Below are 21,754 nucleotides of genomic sequence, written 5' to 3'. Positions count from 1 at the left end.
TCATATACTATATGCCGAGGTATTACAGGCTGCGGCATGTTGTGCGCGCATTGTTCGGCGTCGGCGCTGCAAGGAAGACATTATGAAGCGGAATGCGGGCATATTGGCGGATCGCGCCATCGGCGACTTGTTTGGCTCGGGCTCGCTTTTGAGCGAAACCATGCTCGATCACGACCAGATCCAGCCTGCCAGTCTCGATCTGAGGCTGGGCTCCAAAGCGCTCAGGGTGCGCGCCAGTTTCATGCCTGGCCCCAACAGCACCGTGGCGGATAAACTGCAACGGTTGACCCTGCACGAGATCGATCTGGACCATGGCGCGGTCCTGGAAACCGGCTGTGTTTATATCGTGCCGCTGATGGAGAGCCTGGATCTCCCGGCGGATCTGTCGGCTTCCACCAATCCGAAAAGCTCGACCGGTCGCCTCGACATCTTTACGCGGGTGATGGTCGATTATGCGCAGGAATTCGACAAGATCCCGGCGGGCTACAAGGGCCAGCTTTATCTGGAAATCAGCCCGCGGACGTTTCCGATCATTGTGCGGCGCGGCTCTCGCCTGTCGCAGATCCGCTTCCGCATCGGCCATGCGCTTCTGAGCGACAGCGAACTTCTGGATCTGCACAAGACTGAGACGCTGGTGGCCAGCGAAACGCCCAATGTCTCGGGCGGCGGCATCGCGCTGTCCATCGACCTGAAGGGGACAGGACCGGACGGGTTGGTCGGCTATCGCGGCAAGCATCATACGGCAGTGATCGACGTTGACCGCAAGGCCGCCCATGATGTGCTGGACTTCTGGGAACCGCTCTATAGCCGTGGCCGTGACGAATTGATCCTTGATCCCGACGAATTCTACATTCTCGTCTCACGCGAGGCCGTCCATGTCCCGCCACTCTATGCGGCGGAAATGACCCCATATGACCCGCTGGTTGGGGAATTCCGCGTTCATTATGCTGGCTTTTTCGATCCCGGCTTCGGCCATGCCGGGGCCGGCGGCACCGGCAGCCGCGCTGTGCTGGAAGTGCGCAGCCACGAAGTACCGTATATCCTGGAACACGGCCAGATCATCGGCCGCCTGGTCTATGAACATATGTTCGAGCATCCCCAAGGCCTCTACGGCACAGGCCTCGGCTCCAATTACCAGGCCCAGGGACTGAAGCTCTCCAAGCATTTTCGCGCAGCCTGATCTGCGCTTTCATGCTTGACATAAACGCCCAAGTGTAGGAACTCTCGGGCATCAGGCGGGTGTAGCTCAATGGTAGAGCAGCAGCTTCCCAAGCTGAATACGAGGGTTCGATTCCCTTCACCCGCTCCAGTTTTGCCCAGTTGAACTCCGAGAAAAGCTGAAATGCTTTAGGGTCTGCCAGGTTCAGATTGAACCAGTCAGACTCGCGCTTTTCTTTGTTTGAGTTTGTCTTTTCGGGAAAACCGGTGACCACTTTTCCCTGACAAACTCTAATGAAAATTCCGGCTCTTTACCTGGATGGTCTCGACAGGCCGGTCATCCGGCAGGGCATCGGGAATGCGGAGCTCTTTGGGGACTGTGGATGGCTCAAGGCCAGGCTTGCCGTCATGGAACTCATCACAGCGTTCGTGAGACAGCGGGGAGATCATATCACGTTGTCCGACGCTGGCCAGTTCGGTCGACATATCTGTAAGCCTATGGGCAATCAGATGCACGACATCACCCTCACGCTGGACGCGGCCATAGACGCCCAGCATGCTGGCCCCCAGCACGATGCGCCGATACTGTTCGAAGACCTTCGGCCAGACGACGATATTGCTGATACCGCTTTCGTCCTCAAGCGTGATGAAGATAACACCCGATGCACTGCCGGGGCGTTGGCGCACCAGCACCAGGCCAGCGGCTTCGACCCATCGGCCGTCTCGGGCGCGCATCGCTTCTTGACATGTTATGATTCGCCGGTGGCGCAGATCGTTGCGCAGGAATGAAAGCGGGTGCGCCCGCAAAGTCAGGCCGACATGGCTGTAATCCTCGACGACCTGGCTGCCTTCCGTCATCTCATTTAGCGTCATCACCGGTTCATTGATTTCCGCCACGCTGGCCCCCTCGCGTGCTGAAACCGCAGCGAACAACGGCAGGGGATCGTTATGCAATCCCTTCAGCGTCCACAGGGCGTTGCGGCGGGATAGGCGCAAGCCGGGCTGGAAGGCATCAGCCTCGGCCAGTGTCACCAGCGCCGACGCTGGCACACCGGCACGGCGCCATATATCATCAATGGAGGTATAGGGCATATCTGCCCGGGCACCAACCAGCGTCGCGGCCTCACGATTGTTCAAACCTTTGACCAGACACAGGCCGAGACGCACGGCAAACTGCTTTCCATTGCCGACGGGCTCTAGTGTGCAGTCCCAGCGTGAGGCGTTGATGCAGACCGGCCGCACCTCGACACCGTGCCGGCGCGCATCGGTGACGATCTGCTGTGGTGCATAAAACCCCATGGGCTGGGCGTTCAACAAAGCGCAACAGAAGACATCAGGATGATGGCATTTCATCCAGGAGGAGGCATAGGCAATCAAGGCGAAAGAGGCGGAGTGGGATTCCGGAAAACCGTAGGATCCGAAACCCTCAAGCTGTTTGAAGGTCCGTTCGGCGAAGTCCGCCTTGTAACCGCGTGCGACCATGCCGTTGATGAGCTTGTCGCGGAACGGGCTGACGCCACCGGTATGTTTGAATGTAGCCATGGCGCGCCGCAACTGGTCGGCCTCACCGGGTGTGAAGTCGGCGCATTCGATGGCGACCCGCATTGCCTGTTCCTGAAACAGCGGTACGCCCAGTGTCTTGCCAAGCACGCGTTCGAGTTCGGGTTTCGGATATTCGACGGACTCCTTGCCTTGGCGCCGACGCAGGTAGGGGTGGACCATGTCACCCTGGATCGGCCCTGGCCGCACGATAGCGATCTGCACGACCAGGTCGTAAAAGGTCCGCGGCCTTAGACGCGGCAGCATCGACATTTGCGCCCGGCTTTCAATCTGAAACGTCCCCAAAGTATCGGCCTTACAGATCATGTCGTAGGTGGCCGTGTCTTTCGCTGGCGTCGTAGCCAGATCAAGAGTGATGCCCTTATATGCGGCGAGAAGGTCGTAACATCCCTTCATGCACGACAGCATCCCCAGGGCCAGAACATCGACCTTCATGAACTTCAGGATATCGACATCGTCCTTATCCCATTCGATCACCTGCCGGTCGGCCATGCGGGCCGGTTCGATCGGCACCAGTTCATCAAGCCGGTCGTGCGTCAGCACAAAGCCGCCAGGGTGTTGGCTCAGGTGGCGCGGTGCGCCCTTCAGTTGCTCGGCCAGCGCCAGGGTCAGTTGCAGCCGGCGATCTGCGGCGTTGAGGCCGGGGATGTTGGTTTGCAGACTATCTGTCGGCCGGAAGGTCTGGCCTGACGACAAGGTTTTGATGACATCTTCGGGCAGGCCGAGCGCCTTTCCCACGTCCCGGATCGCCGCCTTGGTCCGGTAGCGGATAACGGTCGAGCACAGGGCGGAATGATTGCGACCATAGGTCTTAAAGACCCACTGCATGACAATCTCGCGCCGATTGTGTTCGAAATCCACATCGATATCGGGCGGTTCGCGGCGCTCCTCGCTGATGAAGCGCTCAAACAAAAGATTGCTGCGTTCGGGGTCGATCGATGTCACGCCCAGCACGTAGCACACGGCTGAGTTGGCAGCCGAGCCGCGGCCCTGACAGAGAATGTCCTGGCTGCGGGCAAAGCGCACAATGGCGTTCACCGTTAAGAAATAGGGGGCGTAGTCGAGCTTCTCGATCAGCCTGAGTTCATGGCGTAGCGCCGCCGCCACGCTATCCGGCACACCTTTGGCATAGCGTTTGGCGGCACTTTCCCAGGTCAAGGCTTCCAGCGCCTGTTGGGCCGTCAGGCCCGGCATCTCGCGCTCCTGAGGATATTGGTAGGACAGTTCATCGAGACTGAAGCGGCAGCGTGCCAGGATCTTGACAGTGCGAGCGATTGCGTCCGGATAGCGATTGAACAGGCGCGCCATTTCCTGGGGTGGCTTGAGATGGCGGTCGGCGTGCCGCTCACGATGGAAGCCGGCGCTGTCGATCGTTACCTTGTGACGGATGCACGTGACCACGTCCTGCAGGATGCGTTGGTCGGGATGATGGAACAGGACATCATTGGTCACGACGGTCTCAATGCCAGCTTGAGCCGCCAGGTTCGACAATTCATGCAGCCGCAGGGCATCGTTGGGGCGCCGCCGCAAGGTAAGCGCCAGATAGCCACGGTCGCCGAAGCCGGCCTTGAGGCGACGCAGAGTGCTTGCGCAGGCGTCGTCGGCCTCATCCGGCACGAGGATTGCGAGCAGGCCATCGCCATAGACCAGGACATCGTCCCAGCCCAGTATACATTTGGCCTTGCCGCCGCGTGCCTTGCCAAGCGACAGTAGCCGGCACAGCCGGGCATAGGCGGCGCGATCCATCGGATAGACGAGGAGCGCGGTGCCGTCAGCCAGATCCAGGCGGCAGCCGACAATCAGTCTTATTCCACTGTCCTTGGCGGCCTGATGTGCCCGAACAATCCCCGCCAGTGAATTGCGGTCGACGATGGCCAAGGCTTCGATGCCAAGGGCCGCCGCCTGGAAGAAGAGCGCCTCGCACGAAGATGCTCCCCGCAAGAATGAGAAGTGCGACGTTACCTGCAACTCGGCATAACGGGGGTTACTCATCCGAACACTCCGTGCAGGAACCAGAGATGCGAACCGGTTGCTGGATCGACACCATCGCCAGCCCGGTAAATCCAGTAGCGTTCGCCATTCTCGACTTCGACCTGGAAATAGTCGCGCACCGCTGCCATCTCAGCGTCGCGCCGCCACCATTCGCCGAACACCCGCTCGGGGCCGTCGGCGCACCGGACGCGCCGTCGCACCCCGCGCCAGGTGAAAACGACCGGCGGCTGGTCGGGCAGAAGGGCGACCGTCTCGATCGGCTCGGGATGGGCGAACAAACGTGACGGCCGTGGCCAGCGGTTCGTCCAACCTTCGCCGGTATCAGGCGAAAGGGGCGGTAGCCGGTTAACGGCGCGCTCAGGTACGTCGCTTGGCACGGAGCCGAAGCGATAGATACGACCCGTGCCGATGCGGTTGGCCAGGATGTCGATCAGATCGGACACATCCGGGTCGCTCGGCTCGGCAAGAGACGTGACAATCTGGCGGGCGACCAGAGGTTCCGCTGAGGTTGCGACGAGCACCATGCGCTCGATCCCGAAACCCGGATCAATGGTTTCGATTTTGTCGCATAACAGGCGGGTCAAACGCCGCACATGGCGGACGGGCTGCGCCGTGGCAACGCGCACGAGGGCTATCTGGTTGTCGACACGGTAGCACAAAAGGTCGAGATGCCGGACGCCCAGCCCCCGTATCTCAAGCGCGTCGCATAGATGGACGACAAGCTTGCCAACGTAACGCGCAATGGTTTCGGCGGCGGCGATCGGTTCGGCGAAAATGCGCTGCACCTCCGTGAGATCGGGCGACTGCACACGCAGGATCGGCTCATTGAGTAGGCCGAAGGCCTGGTCGATCCGCCGCCCCAGTTCCGGCCCGAACCGCAGGGTCAGCGGCGCACGCGGTTGCGCCGCGACTTCGCCAATGCGTGCAAAACCCATCACGCGCAAGCCGTCTACGGTTTCACGGGCCACCCGCAAGGCACGGATCGGCAAGTCGAGCATTGCGAGACGGCTTTCGCCGGGGGGGATGATCAAAGCCGGTTGGCTCTGATAGCGTGCGAGGGCGTGAGCAGCGCCCCAGGTATCGGCGATTGCCGCACGGACCCGTGTGCCGGAAGCCTCGATGCGCGCGATCATATCGGCCAGCATCGCGGCTTCACCGCCGTGCAAATGGTCGGCACCTGTGGTGTCGATGACCAGTCCATCGGGGGGATCGGCAGCGACGGCAGGCGTGTAGCGCAAAGCCCAGAGCGCCAGACGGTCCAGGGCGCGGATATCGGCGACCGGATCGGCATCGCGGACGATCAGGCCCGGTATCAGCGCCTGCGCTTTCGCCGCCGGCATGCCGACGCGCAAGCCGGCGGCCAGGGCGACGCTGTCTGCCGCGGTGACGACGCGCCGCTGGCCCTGCCTGCCGATCAGGACAAGCGGCGCCTCAAGAGGCACGGTTGTGGCGTCGGATGTCCGCCGCAGCCGATCGGTCGGCCAAGTCGGCAGGAATAGCGAGACAACCCTTGGCATCACAAGCCTCCACTTCGATATCGGCGCTGCCGGTCCGACAGCGAATGAGTTCCACGCGCCAGCGGGCGCGGCCGACGCCTGGTACCGGTATCGGGGAGGAGGGCAGGGCGGAGATGCGCCATCGGGTAACGGCCGCCGTCGGCTGCCCGAAGTTCGACGCTTCCGCCTGGCGCCGCCAGCGACGAATGACGAGTGCCAGGGTCCCGGTACTTTCTGCGGCAAGTTGCAGGCGGCGGGACGCGATCATGGAGAGTTTGGCCACCTCGCATACGATGGCACCGAACCCACCATGGCGCAGGCCCTCTTCGGCGCAGGCCAGCACATCGGCTTCGTTGCCAGCCTCGACATAGATGACGCGTCCCGGTGCCAGCCCAGCCTGAGCCAGCGATGGTGCGAACAGGTCCTGCCGCGTGATGCACCACAGGATCTTGCCCTTGGCGCGCGCCGCCAGTCCCGCTGTAAATAGAGCGGCTGCCGCGCCGTCGACCGTGCCATTGCCAGCTCCGGCCACCTCGTGCAGGGCGCCCATCGCGAGCCCACCGCCAGGCAGGACATTGTCGATCTCGGCAACGCCGAACGGCAGGACGTCGCGTCGTCGGACCGGGCCGCCTTCCAGTTGATCGATCCGGGCGCGCAGTTGAGTGACAACGGGGCTGACGACGGGGGTGTTCATGTTAGAAAAGAGATCTCCTTGGCATTTCTAATGCGATTTCGGATATCAATGTTCTTTATTTGTTCTGTTTGTGAAAGTGAGTCAATGCGAATCTATGATGCATCAGGACAGTACCGGAACTGTGAGACATAGAGGCTGTCGGAATCTGCGAGAGAATCCAAATGTATCCGTCGTTTCTGCGGTTGAGAGTGTTCGCCAGATGCGGCAAAGAATTTTTTTGATGAGGGACTGGAGCTGCAAAAGCTGCGGCAAATGTGCGTGCCTTTGTCGAAGGTCGCAGGCTGGATGATGATGTCCATGCGATGCAATCATGCGGTGCGGGGCTTTAACAACGGTACCAAAGCCAGGGTCGAGTGTATGCAGGCCGATCGAACTCTCTTTAGTGCGCCCGCTTTGATCAACCCAAGCTGCTGATTACATGTGGGCGGTATCGGGCCTGTGGCTGAGATACTCACCTGATGGTCTTGATTTGATCTGCCTTCGGCGTGATTTGCAACGGATGTTCAGTTCTGTTTGGGTTGAACGCTTTCATTCTCGACGCTTTTTGCGCGTTTTCGCTCGCCGCCTCTTGGTGCATGCGGGGTCTTGTTCCAGAAGAACGGTTTGGTTTTCAGCTCGATCATCGCCCGCCAGGCGGCGACGGATGTCATCAGCCAATAGAGCGGAATGAACAGGTAGCGTTTGCCGATGCGGCGGCGTTCGAATTCGGTCATGGCGGCACGGCCGAGTGCCAGGAAAATCAGGTAGCTGCCGAGAATATTGACCAGGTCGATCCAGAAGACCGTCAGGTCGCGCAGGGGAATGCCCGTGGCAGGCGGGTTGGCCATGCTGTAGACGGTCATGGTCAGGAACAGCAGAAGGGCGGGATGGCTCAGCGATGATAGCAGCATGCCGCCAATCATCAGATGAAAGACGGCAAAGGCCGATCCCCCCATTTCCTTGCAGGCGACACGCGGTTCGCGCATGACGATCAGCCATGTCTGTAGCCAGCCTTTGAACCAGCGGCTGCGCTGGCCCATCCAGATGCGGCTGCTGACGGGTGCGTCCTCCAGGGTTTGCCGGGTGATCGTTTCACAGCGATAGCCGGCTCGGAACAGCCTCAGGCCGAGATCGGCATCCTCTGTGACATTATAGGGGTCCCAGGCACCGACATCCTTCAAGGCCTCGATACGGAAATGGTTGGATGTCCCGCCGAGCGGCAAGGGCATGCCGTGATAGGCAAGCATTGGCAGGGTGCCTCGAAACAAAGCCGCATATTCTAGCGCAAACAAGGCGCTGATCCAGCTTTCATCGCCATTGGCGATGATCAGCGGCGCTTGTAGACAGGCCACTTCGGGTGGGCGGGACAGGAAATGCGCATAGGCCTCCTTGAGTTGGGCGGGGTGCGGGCGATCCTCGGCGTCATACAGCACCAGAAAATCGCCACGGGCGCCTGACAGCGCATAGCTGAGCGCCTTCGGCTTGGTGCGCGGCCCAATCGGCGGGGTCGGGACGATCTCGATATGGGCTGGTATGTCGGCGTCTGCCAGCGCGCCCAGCGTGTCCAGGTCGTCGGCTTCGCAGACAAGCTTGATATCCAGCCTGGAAACCGGCCAGTCCAGTCGCCGCAGCCCGTCTATCAACTGCGGGATCATGCCGCTTTCCCGGTAAAGCGCCACAAGAACAGTATAGACCGGAAGCTCCACCGAGGCGGGCAAGACGGGCGGAGGGTCGACCGCTCCGATTCGATAGGCCAAGGTCGCCGCTCGAAAAGCGAGCATGCAAAGGTAAAGCAGCGATGTCAGAATATGCATTGCCGCCAGTGCGTCATAACCGAAGGTGGAACAGGCGGCGAGTGTTGCCGTCAGCAGAGATCCCAGCCAGAAGCCTTGTTTGCCGGTCAAGACCATGCGCGCCGAGGACAGTGGTGCTGTATCGAACAGATGCGCTGTGGCTTTTTCAACGCGGTGCCGGGCGCCAGCCTGCCAGATCGCGCCGGTAAGGGCTCTCGGCGTGGTGATGGCAAGCGATCCGCGCAAATCCGGAGCATGCGCGAGCCGTTCCTTCAAGACATGAAATTGCCGTGCCTCGGGAACAATGACGGTTATCGGCGCGCGAACCTTGTCATGCAGCCGCAACAGGCCCGGTTTACGCAATTGGCTGTCCATATGGTCGGAATAGAGGACCTGCTCCACCGGAAGCACCGGTAGAAAGGGCAGGTCGAGATGCCGGGCGAGGGCCGCGTAATAGTCCTGCGCCTCCATGTCGCCAGTGGCCAGCAATTCCTGCTCTATCGATGTGCCATGGGCAAGTGCCTGCTGAATGAGACGCGACAGGAGCGGCTTTGGAAGCCCTAGCTGCTTTAGCACCAGCACTTCCTCACCGAACCGTTCGACCAGATCGACGGAGGATCGCAGCAGTGGCGGTTCAGGCGCGGAAAGGGAAAATGAAAAAGAGGATATATGTGAAAATGGCGCGGCGCGTTTCCTCGCCGCGATTCCTTTGCTAAACAATAACCGTACCTCACACCCCATTTGCCTGCCCGAAAGCGATGATAATGAGCCGGTTGAAAGTTACATCCCTGAAAACCAAGGGGCGCATGAAGGCAATCACTGTATTGGCGGCTTTGGCCTGTGGTGTGATGCCTTTTCTATCCCTGGGTCTCGCACCCTTGCCCGTTCAGGCACAGGCGCTTCCGTCCCAGCAATCGGTGCCGGTCCTGTTCGATGCGCGGGCGCGGTTGCCGAAGCCGGATCTGTCGGTGTTGCTGCGGTTGCGGTTCCTGACCACGGTAGATTTTCCACCCTTCAGTTTTCTCGATCAGACCGGCCATTTGACCGGCTATAATATCGATCTGGTACGGGAGATCTGCCGCGAACTGGATGTCGAGGCGAAATGCGAGGTCCAGGCCGTGCCATTTTCCGATATGGAGATCGCGCTGCTCAGCAAGCATGGCGATGCTGCGGTGGCGGGCATGGCGGTGACGGCAGGATTGCGGCGGGATTTTGCCTTTTCCAGACCCTATTTGATGTTGCCCGCCCGTTTCATCGTGCCGCGTGACAATCTCGCTCAGGTTGATACGCCTGCGGCATTGGCCGGAAAGCCGGTCGGCATCGTCACCGGCACGGCGCAGGAAGCCATGCTGAAGGCATTTTTCCCGGCGATCGTGCCAGTGGGGTTTGCCGATCAGGCCGCCTTGATGGATGCGCTGAAACAGAAAAAAATCCAGGCGGCCTTTGCCGATGGATTGCAGCTTCTCCTTCTGGCTGGCCAGCACCTCATCCGCTCAATGCTGCGCTTTCCTGGGAGGTCCTTTTCTGTCGCAGCAGTTTCTCGGCGAAGGCATGACCATCATGGTGCGCAAGGAAGATGGCTTTCTGGCCGCCGCCTTTGACTATGCGCTGGTCTCCCTGTCGCGCAAAGGCAGGCTGGACGAGTTGTCCCGCCGGTATTTTGCCGAGGGATTTTACTGAAATATCTCAAGCAGATGTTTTATGGCTTGCGATAGCGCGCAATGGCGCTGCGCTCGATGGCCGCGCAGGTCAGCTTGTCCAGGCCAAGACGATCACGCAGCAATTGCAGCAGGCGGATTTCCTCCGGCAGGACCGTATGGTCGACGGCGGCAACTTCGACGGCCAGCGCATAGGCGGTATCGTAAAGCCGCTCCGGCAGCGCGTCGCGGATGGTTTCCAGGGTGATGTCCAGTCCTTCCGGCCCAGCCAGCATGGTACCGCAGCGTCTGGCTACATCCAATACGGCGCTTTTATCGAAGCCTTCGAAGACTGGCGTGGTGGAGACCAGATTGCCGATCCGCTCAAGCTCCCGGTCATCCATGGCATTGTCGACGGCCGAGGTCATCACCATTGCGAAAATCAGGGCATCCTGAAGGGTCACCTGGGGAATCATAGAAGTTCTGTTCCTGTCATTTGCTTTATCGTATCGGGCTTATCTTATGGGCCATCTGGATATGGCCGAAGTCTGGTTCGTCTTGAAGAATGGCGATTGCCATCAGCCGTTTCAAGAGGCTGGCATTCTGCCTGAGCAGGCCCCTGCAAAAAATTGAGGAATGGCAAATAATTCCTACTGGCTAACCCAGATGATTCGGGCGATCCATTCGACGTCCTGCATATCCAATACCCGGTTGGGATGGTCTGGATTGATCGAAATGAGGTCGACAGCCCGTGCCGTCTGACGGCCGAGCACCTTTGCCATGACCTCGCCATCGCAGGTCTTGACGACAACCCGGTCGCCCCGGCGCACAGGCGCACCCGGCTCGACGATCAGAATGTCGCCATCGCGATAAAGCGGCTTCATGCTGTCACCCTGAATTTCCAGGGCATAGACGCCCGGCTTGGCGGAGGTCGGTAAATCCACCAGATCCCAGCCTTGTCCGGCTGGAAAGCCGCCATCGTCGAAGAATCCGCCCGAGCCCGCCTGGGCCAAGCCAAGCAGCGGAATAGTGCCGATCTGCGGCGGAAAATTGCCATCCGGCAATGTGCCGTGAACGGCATTGCCCTGATGGTTGTCATTGCCGATCAGCGTGACGAATTGGTCGATCCGAGCGCCTGTTGCTTCCAGCACCTTGGCGATGGATTCGGTCGATGGCCAGCGCATGCGTCCATCCGGCCCGACCCGCTTGGACTTGTTGAACGAGGTTGGGTCCAGACCGGCTTTTCGCGCCAGCCCGGACGGCGTCAAATGATACTGCTCGGCAAGCCGGTCAATCGCATTCCAGATTGTCTCGTGTGAAAGCATATCCCGCCAAACCCCGGCATTTATCAGCCGTCGACAAACGGCTTCGACCCACCTCGCCATATATCGGCCAAATGCGGTCGAGAGTAAAGATCTTGGAGGAATAAAATCCTCGATTATTGCCGTTTCCGCGCCCAATACCCGACTCTCCCCACGCTAAGACGATGCGGGCGGAGGAAAGTGGGCAGATCGGTCTGCGGCGTGGAGGATGAAAGCCAGTCCTGCCCTCAAGCGACCATGGCCATATTAAGCCGTCCCAATTGGATCACCGCCTGGGTTCGGCTATCGACCTTGAGTTTGAGCAGGATGGCGGAGACATGCGCCTTGATCGTGGCTTCGGACACGCTGAGCTCATAGGCGATCTGCTTGTTCAGCAAGCCTTCGCACAACATGCCGAGCACCCGGTTTTGCTGAGGGGTCAGTGTCCGCAGCCGTGCCATGATATCGGCCAGTTCAGGGTCCTGCTCCTGATCTTCCACATAGGATGAAGGCGTGAAAATATCGCCGCTCAGCACGGTCTGGATCGCTGTACGAATGTCATCAATGCCGGAGGATTTGGAAATGAAACCCGAAGCGCCAAGCTCCAGCGAGCGGCGGATCGTGGCGCAATCGTCGGTGGCCGAACAGATGATGATTGGCAGGCTGGAAAACTCCGCGCGCAAGGCCATCAGGCCGGAAAAGCCGCTAACGCCTGGCATGGCCAGATCGAGCAACAGGACATCGGCATCCGGGTGCTGATCCGCCGCCAGCCGGGCCGCTTCGAAATCGCCAGCTTCGACAATATCCTGCCTGCCATCCATACCGCTCACGGCTTGCCGAAGCGCGCCGCGAAACAAGGGATGATCGTCCGCGATAATGATTGTTTGCTCAGCCATCGTCTGCCCCCTCCCAAGAGCTTTCGTTGTGCAGCACTGCCCGCGTCTGTCGTCCGGGCAAGTCATTTAACGTTTGTTCTGCTCTTTGTGCAAGCGAGAACACCGTGGCACCTTCCGATCGCCCCATCCTCTGCTCCAATTCCCAGATGAAGGATACAAGATACTATGTACCCATAAGGAGAGGTCGGATCTGGCGTAACACCATAGATTGCTTTAGACGAACAATAAATCAAGCCGAAAATAAACATGGATTGAGTGTGTTTTGATATATCGATGCTAGCCGCTCCAGGGTGATTGGCTAGGGCCAGCACTATGCCCCTGTAGTGTCATGCCCCTGTGATGAATTCGGTTCATTTCCGCCGCCAGGTGCTGTCTGGCGTGGACAAGTCGCTGATGTTGGGGCAAACCGGCTGAGCGCTCGTGTCCCAAGCTCGCGATAAGGATGACATCATGGCAAATGCAATCTACAAAATCGTGCCCGACGCCCTCTGGCAAAAGGCCCGTGCCGATGGTGTGTTTGCCGGTGCGCCAATCGATCTCCAGGACGGTTTCATCCATTTTTCCACTGCGGCTCAGGTGAAAGATACCGCAAGGTTGCATTTTGCCGGACAGCAGGACCTGTTGCTGGTCGCAGTCGATGGGGAGGCGTTGGGGGCGGCCTTGATATTTGAACCCTCACGCGGCGGCGCTCTGTTTCCGCATCTGTATGCACCCTTGCCGCTCTCCGCTGTTCTATGGGAAAAGCCGCTGCCGCTTGGAGAAGACGGCCTGCACCAGTTTCCGGAGGAGATGGCATGATCGATCCGTTCAAGCGCTTTGCCCGCCCAGGCCTGTTTTTGTTCGATGCCGAAACCGCCCATGGCCTGTCGATTGCCGGTTTGAAAACCAGCCTGATGCCGAAATGCCGCCTGCCGGATGATCCTCGGTTGGCGCAGACTGTCGCTGGCCTGCATTTTCCCAATCCGCTTGGCATGGCGGCTGGCTATGACAAGAACGCGGAAGTGCCGGACGAATTGCTGGGTCTCGGGTTCGGCTTTGCCGAAGTGGGAACGCTGACGCCAAAGCCGCAGGACGGTAATTCCAAACCCCGGATTTTCCGGTTGGTTCGCGATGAGGCCGTCATCAATCGGCTCGGGTTCAACAATCAAGGTCATGAGGCTGCCTTTGCCAGGCTGAAAGCGCGATCAGGCAGGCCGGGCGTGGTCGGCATCAATATCGGCGCCAACAAGGATTCCGACGACAGGATTGCTGATTATGTCGCGGGCATTCGGCGCTTTTATCCGCTGGCCAGCTATTTCACCGCCAATATTTCCTCGCCCAACACACCGGGCCTGCGAGATTTGCAGGCAAAGGATAGTCTCGGTCACTTGCTGGACGCGGTGCTTGCCGCTCGCGCCGATGAAGCGGTCAAGGCGGGCCGCCGGGTGCCAGTTTTTCTGAAGATCGCCCCTGATCTGACCGAGGAAGGCATGGATGACATTGCCGAAGTGGTTCTGGCCCGCGATCTGGATGGGTTGATCGTCTCCAACACCACGCTGTCGCGCGACGGCCTGACGGATAAAAGGCAGGCGGGCGAGGCGGGCGGATTGTCGGGCAAGCCCTTGTTTGAGAAATCGACGGCGGTGCTGGCGCGCATGCGTCACCGGGTTGGACCGGCCCTGCCGATCATTGGCGTTGGTGGTGTTTCCTCGGCGCAGACGGCGCTGGAGAAAATCAAGGCCGGTGCCGATCTGGTGCAGCTCTATTCCTGCATGGTTTATGAAGGGCCGGGCCTGCCCGCCGCCATCGTCAAGGGCCTGTCACAGGCGCTGGACCGGGATGGCATTGCCTCGATTGCGCAGCTGCGTGACAGCAGGGTGGATTACTGGCGGGCGCTGAAAGTCTGATCGCGGCGGCTTTTGAGCCGCAGCGCCAGGAAAAGGCCGCGAAACGCCAGAAACAGGTTGAGCGCCAGCCACAGCCCGTGATTGCCAAGCAGCGGCACGAACAGCGCCAGCGCGACCAGATAACCGGCAAAGGCTGCCAGCATCATATTGCGCATGTCGCTGGACCAGGCGGCCCCGATGAAGACCCCGTCCATCTGGAAGGCCAGCGCCCCGGTCATCGCGGTCATGGCAGCCCAGGGCAGAAACTCGCGTGCCACGTGGCGAACGTCTTCAGCCGTCGTCATCATGTCGATGAGCGCCCCACCTGCGCCCAGGAAAAACAGCAGGCTGGTGAGCGCCAGTCCGAAGGACCAGATGCTGGTGAGCCTGACGGCCTGGTCGAAGGCGGGGCGGTAGCGGGCGCCAACGGCCCGACCGACAATCTGTTCTGCGGCATTGGCAATGCCATCCAGATAGAAGGAGGCGATCATGAAGAAATTCATCAGCAGCGCATTGGCAGCAAGGGTAACGGCGCCAAAGCCGGTGCCGATCCGGGTCAATACTGTGAAGGCGGCCAGCAAGACGAAGCTGCGGATCAGGATGTCGCGGTTGAGCGCGAACAGCTGGGCGAGCTTGTGGCGATCCAGCAATTCCGTGAGGGATGGAAACAGCGTCTTGTCGGTTCGGGCCAGAATGATCGCCAGCCCGGCCAGCGTGGCGGTCGCTTCCCCGGCCACGGCCCCCCAGGCGACGCCGGACACGCCCCAGCCAAGGTGCAGACCAAGATAGATCGAAAGCAGGATATTGACGCCGTTCAGCGCAATTTGCAGGCCAAGCGCCAGTGAGCCTTTGCCGCGCCCCAGAATGAAGCCCATGATGGTGAAATTGGCGAGCGTCAGCGGCCCGGCCAGGATGCGGGTGGAAAAATAGATCGACGTGACCTCCGCCACCCGTCCCTGTGGCCCCATCAGCGCTAGCCCGGCCTTGAGCAGCAAGGGAGACAGCAGCAATAGCAGCAGCCCTATCGCCAGGGACAGGATCATGGAGCGACAGAACACCGCCACCTGGTCGCGTGCATCCTGACGGCCATGGGCCTGGGCCACCAGGGCCGTGGTGGAGGCGCGCAGGAAATTGAGGCTTGCAAACACCAGATCGAACAGCACGGCGCCAATTGCCAGGCCCGCAAGCGCTGCGGCTTCGCCGGTTCGGCCAATCACGGCGGTATCGGTAATGCCCAGAAGCGGTGTGGTGATGTAGCCAATGGTCATCGGAATGGCGATGGCCAGCACGCCGCGATGGGTCACACGAAAAGCGCGGTCAGGGGGATTGGCGATGGTCATGAAAGGCTCCAGCAGGCGAGGAACGGCCCGCCGAAGCCCTTTATCACCCGATTCTTAAGCGAATGCCAGTTGGCGGTGGTCCCATTTCGCTCTCCGGACGTGGCGTGCCGGACAGAACCATGGCCCAATAAGGCTTGTTACCGCGTGACGGTATGCGCGCCACGGCCACGCCCAGCCCGTGATAGGGGCCAAGCATGTTTTCCAGATGATGGGACGAGTTAATCCAGGCCTGCATGGCGGCTTCCGCCGTCTGCTGCAACATGGCGACATTTTCAGCGGCTGGAAGCTGGACATTGCCCGCGCGCATCCGCGCCCCGAAACTGTCGCCCATGCCGATCAGATGCGCCATTTTCTCCGCCTGGGCCATGCGATTGGCCTGGAACATCGCGGCCTTGGCGGCCTGCGGATCGCTGACCAGCGCCGGTTTACCGTTTTTCTGGCGCAATGCGTTGACCATCGGCAGGAAAGCGGCGGTCTCATCCTCGACATCGGAGGGGGCGGACGGCTTGAGCGCAGGCGTGGCGCAACCGCTCAGCAGAGCTGCAAGGCCAAGGCCGCCCAGCGCCAAAAGCTCGCGGCGGCCTGACTGTGGCATAGAGACAGGCTGCGGCATCGGATTGGATATGGATCGCATGTTATTTCCGCAGATTGAGAAGCCGGATCAGGATGAAAACCGGAATGACGATACTCGCGCCCAGCAGCAGATAGTCCCCGAACTGGCCCAGGGCCGCAAACCCCTTGTGCCAGATATCCAAGACGAAATGCCGGATACCCTCGATGATATCATAGGGGTAAATGCCGAATATCCGCATGACAAAGCCGACAATCACCGAAACGACGAGCAGCTTGATGATCGTTCGGCCAATCGAATCGCCCAGAAATCTGTTCACGCCATCGGTCATGGCCTAGTCTCCTGTTTCCCGCTCCGTTGAGCATAGGCCCACATAAGCATTGGATTATGGCGGTGCAAGCGCGATGAGGGCTGTTGTTGGCGGTTACAAGATTCTGCTTGCGTTTTTCAAGGCTTGCTCCATTGCTCCGCAATCATATTTTGAGGATCGTTCGACATCCATGCACGGCATCCAGCCCGCCTTTGGCCATACCCCCTCTGGCCATATCCCTTCAGGAAAGCGCTCCTCCGGCGATATCACCGCTGATCGCCGCGCCGATTATGCCCGGATGCTCTCGGAAAGCGGCGATCACGCCGCTGCCGCAGAGCTGATGGAACAGGCGCTGGAACTCGTCCCGACCTGGGTGGCGGGGTGGTTTCTCCTGGGGGAGTACCGGGCCAAGGCGGGCTTGATCGATAGGGCAGCGGATGCCTATCGGCAGGTGCTGGCACTTGACCCCGAGGATATTTTTGCCGCCGGGCTGAAACTGGTGCTGATCGGCGCGCAAGCCATGCCCGAAAAGCCGCCAAGCCGCTATGTGGCAGCGCTGTTTGACGATTATGCCGACCGCTTCGACACGGCCCTCCTGGACAAGCTGGACTACCGGGTGCCGAAAAAGCTGGCGGCGATGATTTCACGGATCGGTGGTGCGGACCGACGCTATCGCCGCGCTGTGGATTTCGGCTGCGGCACCGGCCTGCTGGGTATGGAACTGCGGCCATGGGTCGATCACCTGGAAGGCTATGATCTATCCCCGGCCATGCTGGCCAAGGCACGGGAAAAACAGCTCTACGATGATCTGGCGGTGGCGGATTTGTCACTTGATGCGGACGCCTGCGGTCTGTTTGGACCCGCAAAGGGCGAGGGAAGAGGGCGAGCGGATCTGGTGACGGCAGCCGATGTGCTGATGTATCTAGGCGCCCTATCCGGCGTCTTTTCGCTGGCGGCGGATCTTCTGGAGCGGGGCGGCTATTTCGCCTTTTCCGTCGAAAAACAGCTGGGTGAGGAGAGCTTCAGCTTGGCGCAATCGCTGCGCTACCAGCACAGTGAGGCCTATGTGGTCTGCGAACTGGAAGCCAAAGGCTTTACCCTGCTTGAAAGCCAGCAGGAGGTCATTCGCATGGATGGCGGAAAACCCATCCAAGGCATTCTGTTTATTGCGGTCAAGACAGACTGAAAGACCGAATATTGCGATCTTGCCGATAGGTCAGTCTTGCTGACGCAACCCGCTTGAAACCTGCCGATTTTCAGGCATCCTGAATGGATAAAGCTGCGGAAAAATCCGCCTGTCCGGATGGAGAATGGTGATGGCATTGATGAGCAATCTGTTCGGCATCTGGAACGACAATCCCGCCCGTCACAACCGGGCCGAAGATATACAGGGTATTATCTGCGGAACGATGATTTCGGCGCTCGGCCTCTATCTCATTGCCAAGATAGGCCTCGTCACCAGCGGCATGGCGGGGCTTGCCTTCGTCATCCATTACTGGACCGGCTGGAGCTTCGGCCTGGTGTTCTTCCTGCTGAACATGCCTTTCTACATTCTCTCCATCAAGCGGGTCGGCTGGGACTTTACCCTGAAAACGTTCGTCGCTGTGGCGCTGACCTCGTTTCTCGTCGAAATTGAAAGCCGCTTCATCATCATTGAAAGCATCAACCCGGTCTGGGGCGCCATCCTCGCGGGACTGTTGCTCGGCTTCGGCCTGCTGGCGCTTTACCGCCACCGCGCCAGCCTTGGGGGTATCGGCATCCTCGCGGTCTTCGTCCAGGACCGTTTCGGCATCCAGGCGGGATTGGTGCAATTGGCCTTTGACGTCGTGGTCATGGCGCTCGCGTTCACTGTGGTCAGCCCGTGGGTGGTCGGTTGCTCGATTATCGGGGCTGTGGTGCTGAATGTGTTCGTGCTGATCAACCATCGGTCGGATCGGTATATTGCTTTGCGGTGATGGAAGAAAATACAACCTATGATGTTTTTTTGAGGCTGAATACCGAAGTTAAAAACTCAAAAAACAACCTGAGCTTGACAATGTCAGCTTGCCGCCTTAATTCATAGGGAGACTTGTGAGACCATAATCATAACCGGATGGCCATAGACACACTATGGAGGTCCTAAGCGCGATCTAAGCGCGCGGCGGTTTGGCATAGTCAATTTTTTTATAAAGTGGCCTCGTTTTGCGAGGCCATTTTTTTATGGATTTTTTATGTCAAATTCACTGGTTTTGCTGGATGAAAGTGGTGATCTCGGTTGGAAATTTGATCAACCATATGGTGCCGGAGGGTCCAGCCGCTATTTCACCTTGGCTGCTGCGGTGGGGACGAATGGAGCGCACAGGAAATTCGGCGCGGTCGTCAAGAAGCTCGCTAAGCAGCAAAACTGGAGCGGAAAAAAAGAGAAGAAGTGGCAGGATCTTGGATCTCAGGTTCGAAAAAATTTTGCACATCTAACCGTCGAAATGGTCAGGTCTAATTCGGACCTCCATCTTTTGGTTGCTGTGATCGATAAGCGAAAGGTCCCCACCAATATCCATGGACATCACCATCTGGTTTATTCATGGCTCGCCGCCTCGCTTTTGGCCCCATCCTTGCGAACATTTCGTCATGCTTCCATCTGTCCGGATGAGTTGAATTCCGGATCTGATAGTTTGCTCGAAAATGTTTTGCGAAAAGAGATCTGGTTCAATTTGCGCTCTCAGACGAAAATTGAGCGAATTCAGCGAAGCGAACCGTTGGAGGGCGGCTTGTCCTTCTGTGATTATTTGGCTGGAACATTCCAGTCACACTTTGAATTCACAGATTCCGAACCATACAAAGTTTTGAGAGAGGCCGCCTATTTGCATATGCCGTGGGCGTGATGACCGCGCTTGCGCATGGAAGTAGGGCAATTGGACACCTCGATTTACCGGTCGCAGTTGGCAAGATGGTGCCGTGGATGTATTTCCGCGATGAACTCGCGCGGATGATCGCCCATTTTTTGTGATGATTGCCGCATCTGCGGCATGCATTTCGGCCTTCCGGCCAGCTGCGCGTTATGCGGTCCGTGGTTTTCCAGTCAGCCAGACATAGCGAAGCATGTTGTAGGTGATATTGGCCATGCCGATCTTCACCCTCGCTCGGCTGATTCCGATGGTGCGCACGAAGAGCTTCATCTTGTCCTTCTGCCGCGCAAAGACATGTTCGATGGCGGAGCGGACCTTCGAACGACGGCCGTTGGCGCGCGACATCGCCTCCGGCATGGGTTTGCCCTTTGGCTTCTTCTGATGGATGTCGGACTTTAGGCCATTGTCCTGCAACCATTCCTCGTTGGTCTTGGAGCGATAGGCCGTATCGGCCCAGACCGTCGACGCGGTATTGTCTTTGGTCACTACGTTTCGAAGCTGGGCTCCGTCATGGGCGCTCGCACTCGTCACCGTCCATCCCCGGATAAAGCCATGGGCTCGGTCGATGCCTGCATGGTTTTTGTAACCAAACATTGGAATGGCAATATCGTGCTGGCCAGTCGTCGTCGACGTCGGCGTCTCCGTTGGCCGTTTCGCCTTGGAATACTTCACTGTCCATCGCGCGTCGCGGTCCTTCTGGGCCAGCCTGGCGGGTTTATCCTTCCAGTCCTCAGGGATTTCGCCGGCCTTGATCGCGTCTTTCTCGTCCTGGCTGTTATGTTGCTTGGGAGCCTGGATGATCGTGGCGTCAACGATCTGCCCGCCTTTGGCCAGATATCCGGAACGTGAGAGATGCTTGTCGAAACGGGCAAACAGATTATCAATGGCACCTGCACGCACCAAACTCTCTCGGAACAGCCAGATCGTCTTGGCATCCGGCACCTTCTGCGAAAGGGAAAGGCCAAGGAAACGCATAAACGACAGCCGGTCCTGGATAACAAACTCTGCTTGGTCGTCGGAGAGATTATAAAGCGCTTGCAGCACCAGGATTTTAAACATCAGAACCGACGGAAATGGTGGACGTCCACCCTTCGATCCGTCGGACCGCTTCAGCGCCTTCGCTAAAGGTTTTTCAAATATCGCCCATGGAATGATGCTGTTGAGCTTCTCCAGCGGATCGCCGACGGCACTCAGCCGTTCGTAACGATCATCCAAATCCCAAAAGCCCGGTTGCCCACGCATCATCCGCTCCCAGAAAATCACACTGGCCGGATTGAATCATGAAACGCGGAAAATGGGGAGGTTTTTAGAGGTGTCCAATTTCTATTTAAGCTGCCGTAAATCGGCAATCGCTGCCTTTAAATCGTACCTTAAATCTATCTCAATTCTCGATGAGCATTGTGGAGAAAATTTAAAATGCCACAGCATTTTGCGCCTTCAATAAATCCATTTGCATCTTAAAATCGAAATCTGCATGCCTCCGGCCTCACTGAAGTCCAGGCCAGCCTTGATCAGGATCAAGGGAGAGGAACCGGTTTTCTCTCATGATCCAGACAACGGCAGTCATGATGTGTGAACGTATATTCATGTTTTAATTCATAGAGATAAGTCACGATTTGACGCTCGTGCCGTTGCATTTTTTGCAAAAGCCCCTGGTTTTTAGGGGTATCCGCCAGAAGGATATTTGTCATGTTGGAAAACAAGGTCAATCGACAGGTTATTGTCTGGACCACCCTTATAGGTGGTTTCATCAGCTCGCTGGTAAAATGGGGATCTGAGGTCAATATGCCGCCGCGCATGCCGGGCGAAGTGTCGCCTCCGGGTGCTCATATCGATGCATGGCTTGGGAGATTTGGCTTCAATTCGCATTCGCTCGATTACATCTATCAGGGCGTCAATGTGCCTGGAGCCGTCACGCTTTATCACTGGCTGTTCAGTTTTGCCTTTGCCCTGGTCTATGTGTTCGCTTCCGCTTATTGGCCGAAGATCAGGCTTTGGTACGGCGCTTTTTATGGATTGATCATCACCGTGGTCATGCATGGATTTCTCATCCCGCTGCTCGGCTTTAGAAATCCGGTTTACGCCAATGGCGCCACAGGATGGCTATGGAATCTCAACGCTTTCGAACTCTGGAGCGAGATCCTCGGCCATATCTATTGGTCGGTCTCGATTGAAATTTGCATGATTGCTGTATTGGCCTATTTCGCCAGGCCTATTCAGGGCGATTGGGTCAAAGCTTAAAACATATGACCATATAAAAGCGGGGAGGCATTTCTG

General features: G+C 58.6%; 18 protein-coding genes, 1 tRNA gene and 1 pseudogene. 9 read left to right on the top strand and 11 right to left on the bottom strand.

Translation table 11 applies throughout. The features are described 5' to 3' along the window. The first annotated feature begins 82 nt into the window (after positions 1-82). Positions 83-1,180, top strand: coding sequence for a 2'-deoxycytidine 5'-triphosphate deaminase (locus V6582_RS08060; protein WP_156634642.1), 1,098 nt, complete (start codon positions 83-85; stop codon positions 1,178-1,180). 55 nt (positions 1,181-1,235) lie between these two features. Then, positions 1,236-1,309 (top strand) — tRNA-Gly (locus tag V6582_RS08055). Between the two features lie 140 nt (positions 1,310-1,449). Here V6582_RS08055 and V6582_RS08050 read toward each other — a convergent pair. The 4 genes from V6582_RS08050 to V6582_RS08035 all read right to left on the bottom strand — a co-directional run bounded on the left by V6582_RS08050 (position 1,450) and on the right by V6582_RS08035 (position 9,248). Beyond that, a complete protein-coding gene (locus V6582_RS08050; RefSeq protein ID WP_156634643.1) occupies positions 1,450-4,710 on the bottom strand; it encodes an error-prone DNA polymerase in 3,261 nt (1,086 codons plus the stop codon). Next, a complete protein-coding gene (locus tag V6582_RS08045) occupies positions 4,707-6,227 on the bottom strand; it encodes a DUF6504 family protein (RefSeq protein ID WP_156634644.1) in 1,521 nt (506 codons plus the stop codon). The genes V6582_RS08050 and V6582_RS08045 overlap by 4 nt, the downstream gene beginning before the upstream one ends. Next, positions 6,142-6,900, bottom strand: coding sequence for an ImuA family protein (locus V6582_RS08040; protein ID WP_156634645.1), 759 nt, complete (start codon positions 6,898-6,900; stop codon positions 6,142-6,144). Before V6582_RS08040 ends, V6582_RS08045 begins: the two co-directional genes overlap by 86 nt. Positions 6,901-7,403: 503 nt before the next feature. Beyond that, positions 7,404-9,248, bottom strand: a complete 1,845-nt coding sequence (locus tag V6582_RS08035; RefSeq protein WP_337739401.1) for a glycosyltransferase family 2 protein — start codon at positions 9,246-9,248, stop codon at positions 7,404-7,406. Between the two features lie 230 nt (positions 9,249-9,478). On the opposite strand from V6582_RS08035, the pseudogene V6582_RS08030 reads away from it, so the two are divergent. Continuing rightward, positions 9,479-10,352: pseudogene (locus V6582_RS08030) on the top strand (transporter substrate-binding domain-containing protein). 19 nt (positions 10,353-10,371) lie between these two features. Here V6582_RS08030 and V6582_RS08025 read toward each other — a convergent pair. The 3 genes from V6582_RS08025 to V6582_RS08015 all read right to left on the bottom strand — a co-directional run bounded on the left by V6582_RS08025 (position 10,372) and on the right by V6582_RS08015 (position 12,506). Continuing rightward, positions 10,372-10,785 carry a tellurite resistance TerB family protein gene (locus tag V6582_RS08025; RefSeq protein ID WP_156634648.1) on the bottom strand — a complete coding sequence of 138 codons (414 nt, stop codon included), beginning with the start codon at positions 10,783-10,785 and terminating at the stop codon, positions 10,372-10,374. A 174-nt stretch (positions 10,786-10,959) separates the two neighbouring features. After that, on the bottom strand, positions 10,960-11,634 hold the full coding sequence (locus V6582_RS08020) for a S24 family peptidase (RefSeq protein ID WP_156634649.1): 675 nt from the start codon (positions 11,632-11,634) through the stop codon (positions 10,960-10,962). 224 nt (positions 11,635-11,858) lie between these two features. Beyond that, complete coding sequence (locus V6582_RS08015) at positions 11,859-12,506, bottom strand: response regulator transcription factor (RefSeq protein WP_070163626.1); 648 nt, start codon at positions 12,504-12,506, stop codon at positions 11,859-11,861. 450 nt (positions 12,507-12,956) lie between these two features. Between V6582_RS08015 and V6582_RS08010 the strand changes: the two genes are divergently transcribed. Then, the gene (locus V6582_RS08010) at positions 12,957-13,304 is read left to right on the top strand and encodes a DUF952 domain-containing protein (RefSeq protein ID WP_156634650.1); all 348 of its coding nucleotides are present in this window, start codon (positions 12,957-12,959) and stop codon (positions 13,302-13,304) included. Further along, positions 13,301-14,392 (top strand): quinone-dependent dihydroorotate dehydrogenase, encoded by a 1,092-nt coding sequence (locus V6582_RS08005; RefSeq protein ID WP_156634651.1) that lies wholly within the window; start codon positions 13,301-13,303, stop codon positions 14,390-14,392. Before V6582_RS08010 ends, V6582_RS08005 begins: the two co-directional genes overlap by 4 nt. Here V6582_RS08005 and V6582_RS08000 read toward each other — a convergent pair. Genes V6582_RS08000 through V6582_RS07990 form a run of 3 tightly spaced genes read right to left on the bottom strand, consistent with a single transcriptional unit; the run spans position 14,368 to position 16,613 of the window. Next, positions 14,368-15,711 (bottom strand): MATE family efflux transporter, encoded by a 1,344-nt coding sequence (locus V6582_RS08000; protein ID WP_156634652.1) that lies wholly within the window; start codon positions 15,709-15,711, stop codon positions 14,368-14,370. The genes V6582_RS08005 and V6582_RS08000 overlap by 25 nt on opposite strands. A 43-nt stretch (positions 15,712-15,754) precedes the next feature. After that, positions 15,755-16,345, bottom strand: coding sequence for a CAP domain-containing protein (locus tag V6582_RS07995; RefSeq protein ID WP_420360234.1), 591 nt, complete (start codon positions 16,343-16,345; stop codon positions 15,755-15,757). A 1-nt stretch (position 16,346) separates the two neighbouring features. Continuing rightward, on the bottom strand, positions 16,347-16,613 hold the full coding sequence (locus V6582_RS07990) for a DUF6460 domain-containing protein (protein ID WP_060716349.1): 267 nt from the start codon (positions 16,611-16,613) through the stop codon (positions 16,347-16,349). A 169-nt stretch (positions 16,614-16,782) separates the two neighbouring features. On the opposite strand from V6582_RS07990, the gene V6582_RS07985 reads away from it, so the two are divergent. From V6582_RS07985 to V6582_RS07975, 3 genes are all read left to right on the top strand, one after another. Next, on the top strand, positions 16,783-17,778 hold the full coding sequence (locus V6582_RS07985; protein WP_156634653.1) for a methyltransferase domain-containing protein: 996 nt from the start codon (positions 16,783-16,785) through the stop codon (positions 17,776-17,778). Between the two features lie 130 nt (positions 17,779-17,908). Further along, on the top strand, positions 17,909-18,547 hold the full coding sequence (locus V6582_RS07980; RefSeq protein WP_197434509.1) for a YitT family protein: 639 nt from the start codon (positions 17,909-17,911) through the stop codon (positions 18,545-18,547). Positions 18,548-18,802: 255 nt separating this feature from the next. Beyond that, positions 18,803-19,453, top strand: a complete 651-nt coding sequence (locus V6582_RS07975) for a hypothetical protein (protein WP_156634655.1) — start codon at positions 18,803-18,805, stop codon at positions 19,451-19,453. A gap of 174 nt (positions 19,454-19,627) precedes the next feature. Here the strand turns inward: V6582_RS07975 and V6582_RS07970 are convergent, their stop codons facing one another. After that, positions 19,628-20,719 (bottom strand): IS5 family transposase, encoded by a 1,092-nt coding sequence (locus V6582_RS07970; protein ID WP_349508847.1) that lies wholly within the window; start codon positions 20,717-20,719, stop codon positions 19,628-19,630. A gap of 447 nt (positions 20,720-21,166) precedes the next feature. Here V6582_RS07970 and V6582_RS07965 point away from each other — a divergent pair, with 447 nt between their 5' ends. Then, positions 21,167-21,718: a YagU family protein gene (locus V6582_RS07965; RefSeq protein WP_156631989.1), complete on the top strand. Its 552-nt coding sequence runs from the start codon at positions 21,167-21,169 to the stop codon at positions 21,716-21,718. The last annotated feature ends 36 nt before the right edge of the window (positions 21,719-21,754 follow it).

The organism is Agrobacterium vitis, assembly GCF_037039395.1.
GTDB lineage: Bacteria > Pseudomonadota > Alphaproteobacteria > Rhizobiales > Rhizobiaceae > Allorhizobium > Allorhizobium vitis_E.
The sequence above is the reverse complement of the archived record's forward strand: the minus strand, read 5'-3'. Positions and strand labels throughout refer to the sequence as shown.

Bases quoted from the DNA above. Each gene is read 5' to 3' on its own strand.
- V6582_RS08060 (WP_156634642.1), top strand. From the start codon at position 83: ATGAAGCGGAATGCGGGCATATTGGCGGATCGCGCCATCGGCGACTTG.
- V6582_RS08050 (WP_156634643.1), bottom strand. From the start codon at position 4,710: ATGAGTAACCCCCGTTATGCCGAGTTGCAGGTAACGTCGCACTTCTCA.
- V6582_RS08045 (WP_156634644.1), bottom strand. From the start codon at position 6,227: ATGCCAAGGGTTGTCTCGCTATTCCTGCCGACTTGGCCGACCGATCGG.
- V6582_RS08040 (WP_156634645.1), bottom strand. From the start codon at position 6,900: ATGAACACCCCCGTCGTCAGCCCCGTTGTCACTCAACTGCGCGCCCGG.
- V6582_RS08025 (WP_156634648.1), bottom strand. From the start codon at position 10,785: ATGATTCCCCAGGTGACCCTTCAGGATGCCCTGATTTTCGCAATGGTG.
- V6582_RS08020 (WP_156634649.1), bottom strand. From the start codon at position 11,634: ATGCTTTCACACGAGACAATCTGGAATGCGATTGACCGGCTTGCCGAG.
- V6582_RS08015 (WP_070163626.1), bottom strand. From the start codon at position 12,506: ATGGCTGAGCAAACAATCATTATCGCGGACGATCATCCCTTGTTTCGC.
- V6582_RS08010 (WP_156634650.1), top strand. From the start codon at position 12,957: ATGGCAAATGCAATCTACAAAATCGTGCCCGACGCCCTCTGGCAAAAG.
- V6582_RS08005 (WP_156634651.1), top strand. From the start codon at position 13,301: ATGATCGATCCGTTCAAGCGCTTTGCCCGCCCAGGCCTGTTTTTGTTC.
- V6582_RS08000 (WP_156634652.1), bottom strand. From the start codon at position 15,711: ATGACCATCGCCAATCCCCCTGACCGCGCTTTTCGTGTGACCCATCGC.
- V6582_RS07995 (WP_420360234.1), bottom strand. From the start codon at position 16,345: ATGCGATCCATATCCAATCCGATGCCGCAGCCTGTCTCTATGCCACAG.
- V6582_RS07990 (WP_060716349.1), bottom strand. From the start codon at position 16,613: ATGACCGATGGCGTGAACAGATTTCTGGGCGATTCGATTGGCCGAACG.
- V6582_RS07985 (WP_156634653.1), top strand. From the start codon at position 16,783: ATGCACGGCATCCAGCCCGCCTTTGGCCATACCCCCTCTGGCCATATC.
- V6582_RS07980 (WP_197434509.1), top strand. From the start codon at position 17,909: ATGGCATTGATGAGCAATCTGTTCGGCATCTGGAACGACAATCCCGCC.
- V6582_RS07975 (WP_156634655.1), top strand. From the start codon at position 18,803: ATGTCAAATTCACTGGTTTTGCTGGATGAAAGTGGTGATCTCGGTTGG.
- V6582_RS07970 (WP_349508847.1), bottom strand. From the start codon at position 20,719: ATGCGTGGGCAACCGGGCTTTTGGGATTTGGATGATCGTTACGAACGG.
- V6582_RS07965 (WP_156631989.1), top strand. From the start codon at position 21,167: ATGTTGGAAAACAAGGTCAATCGACAGGTTATTGTCTGGACCACCCTT.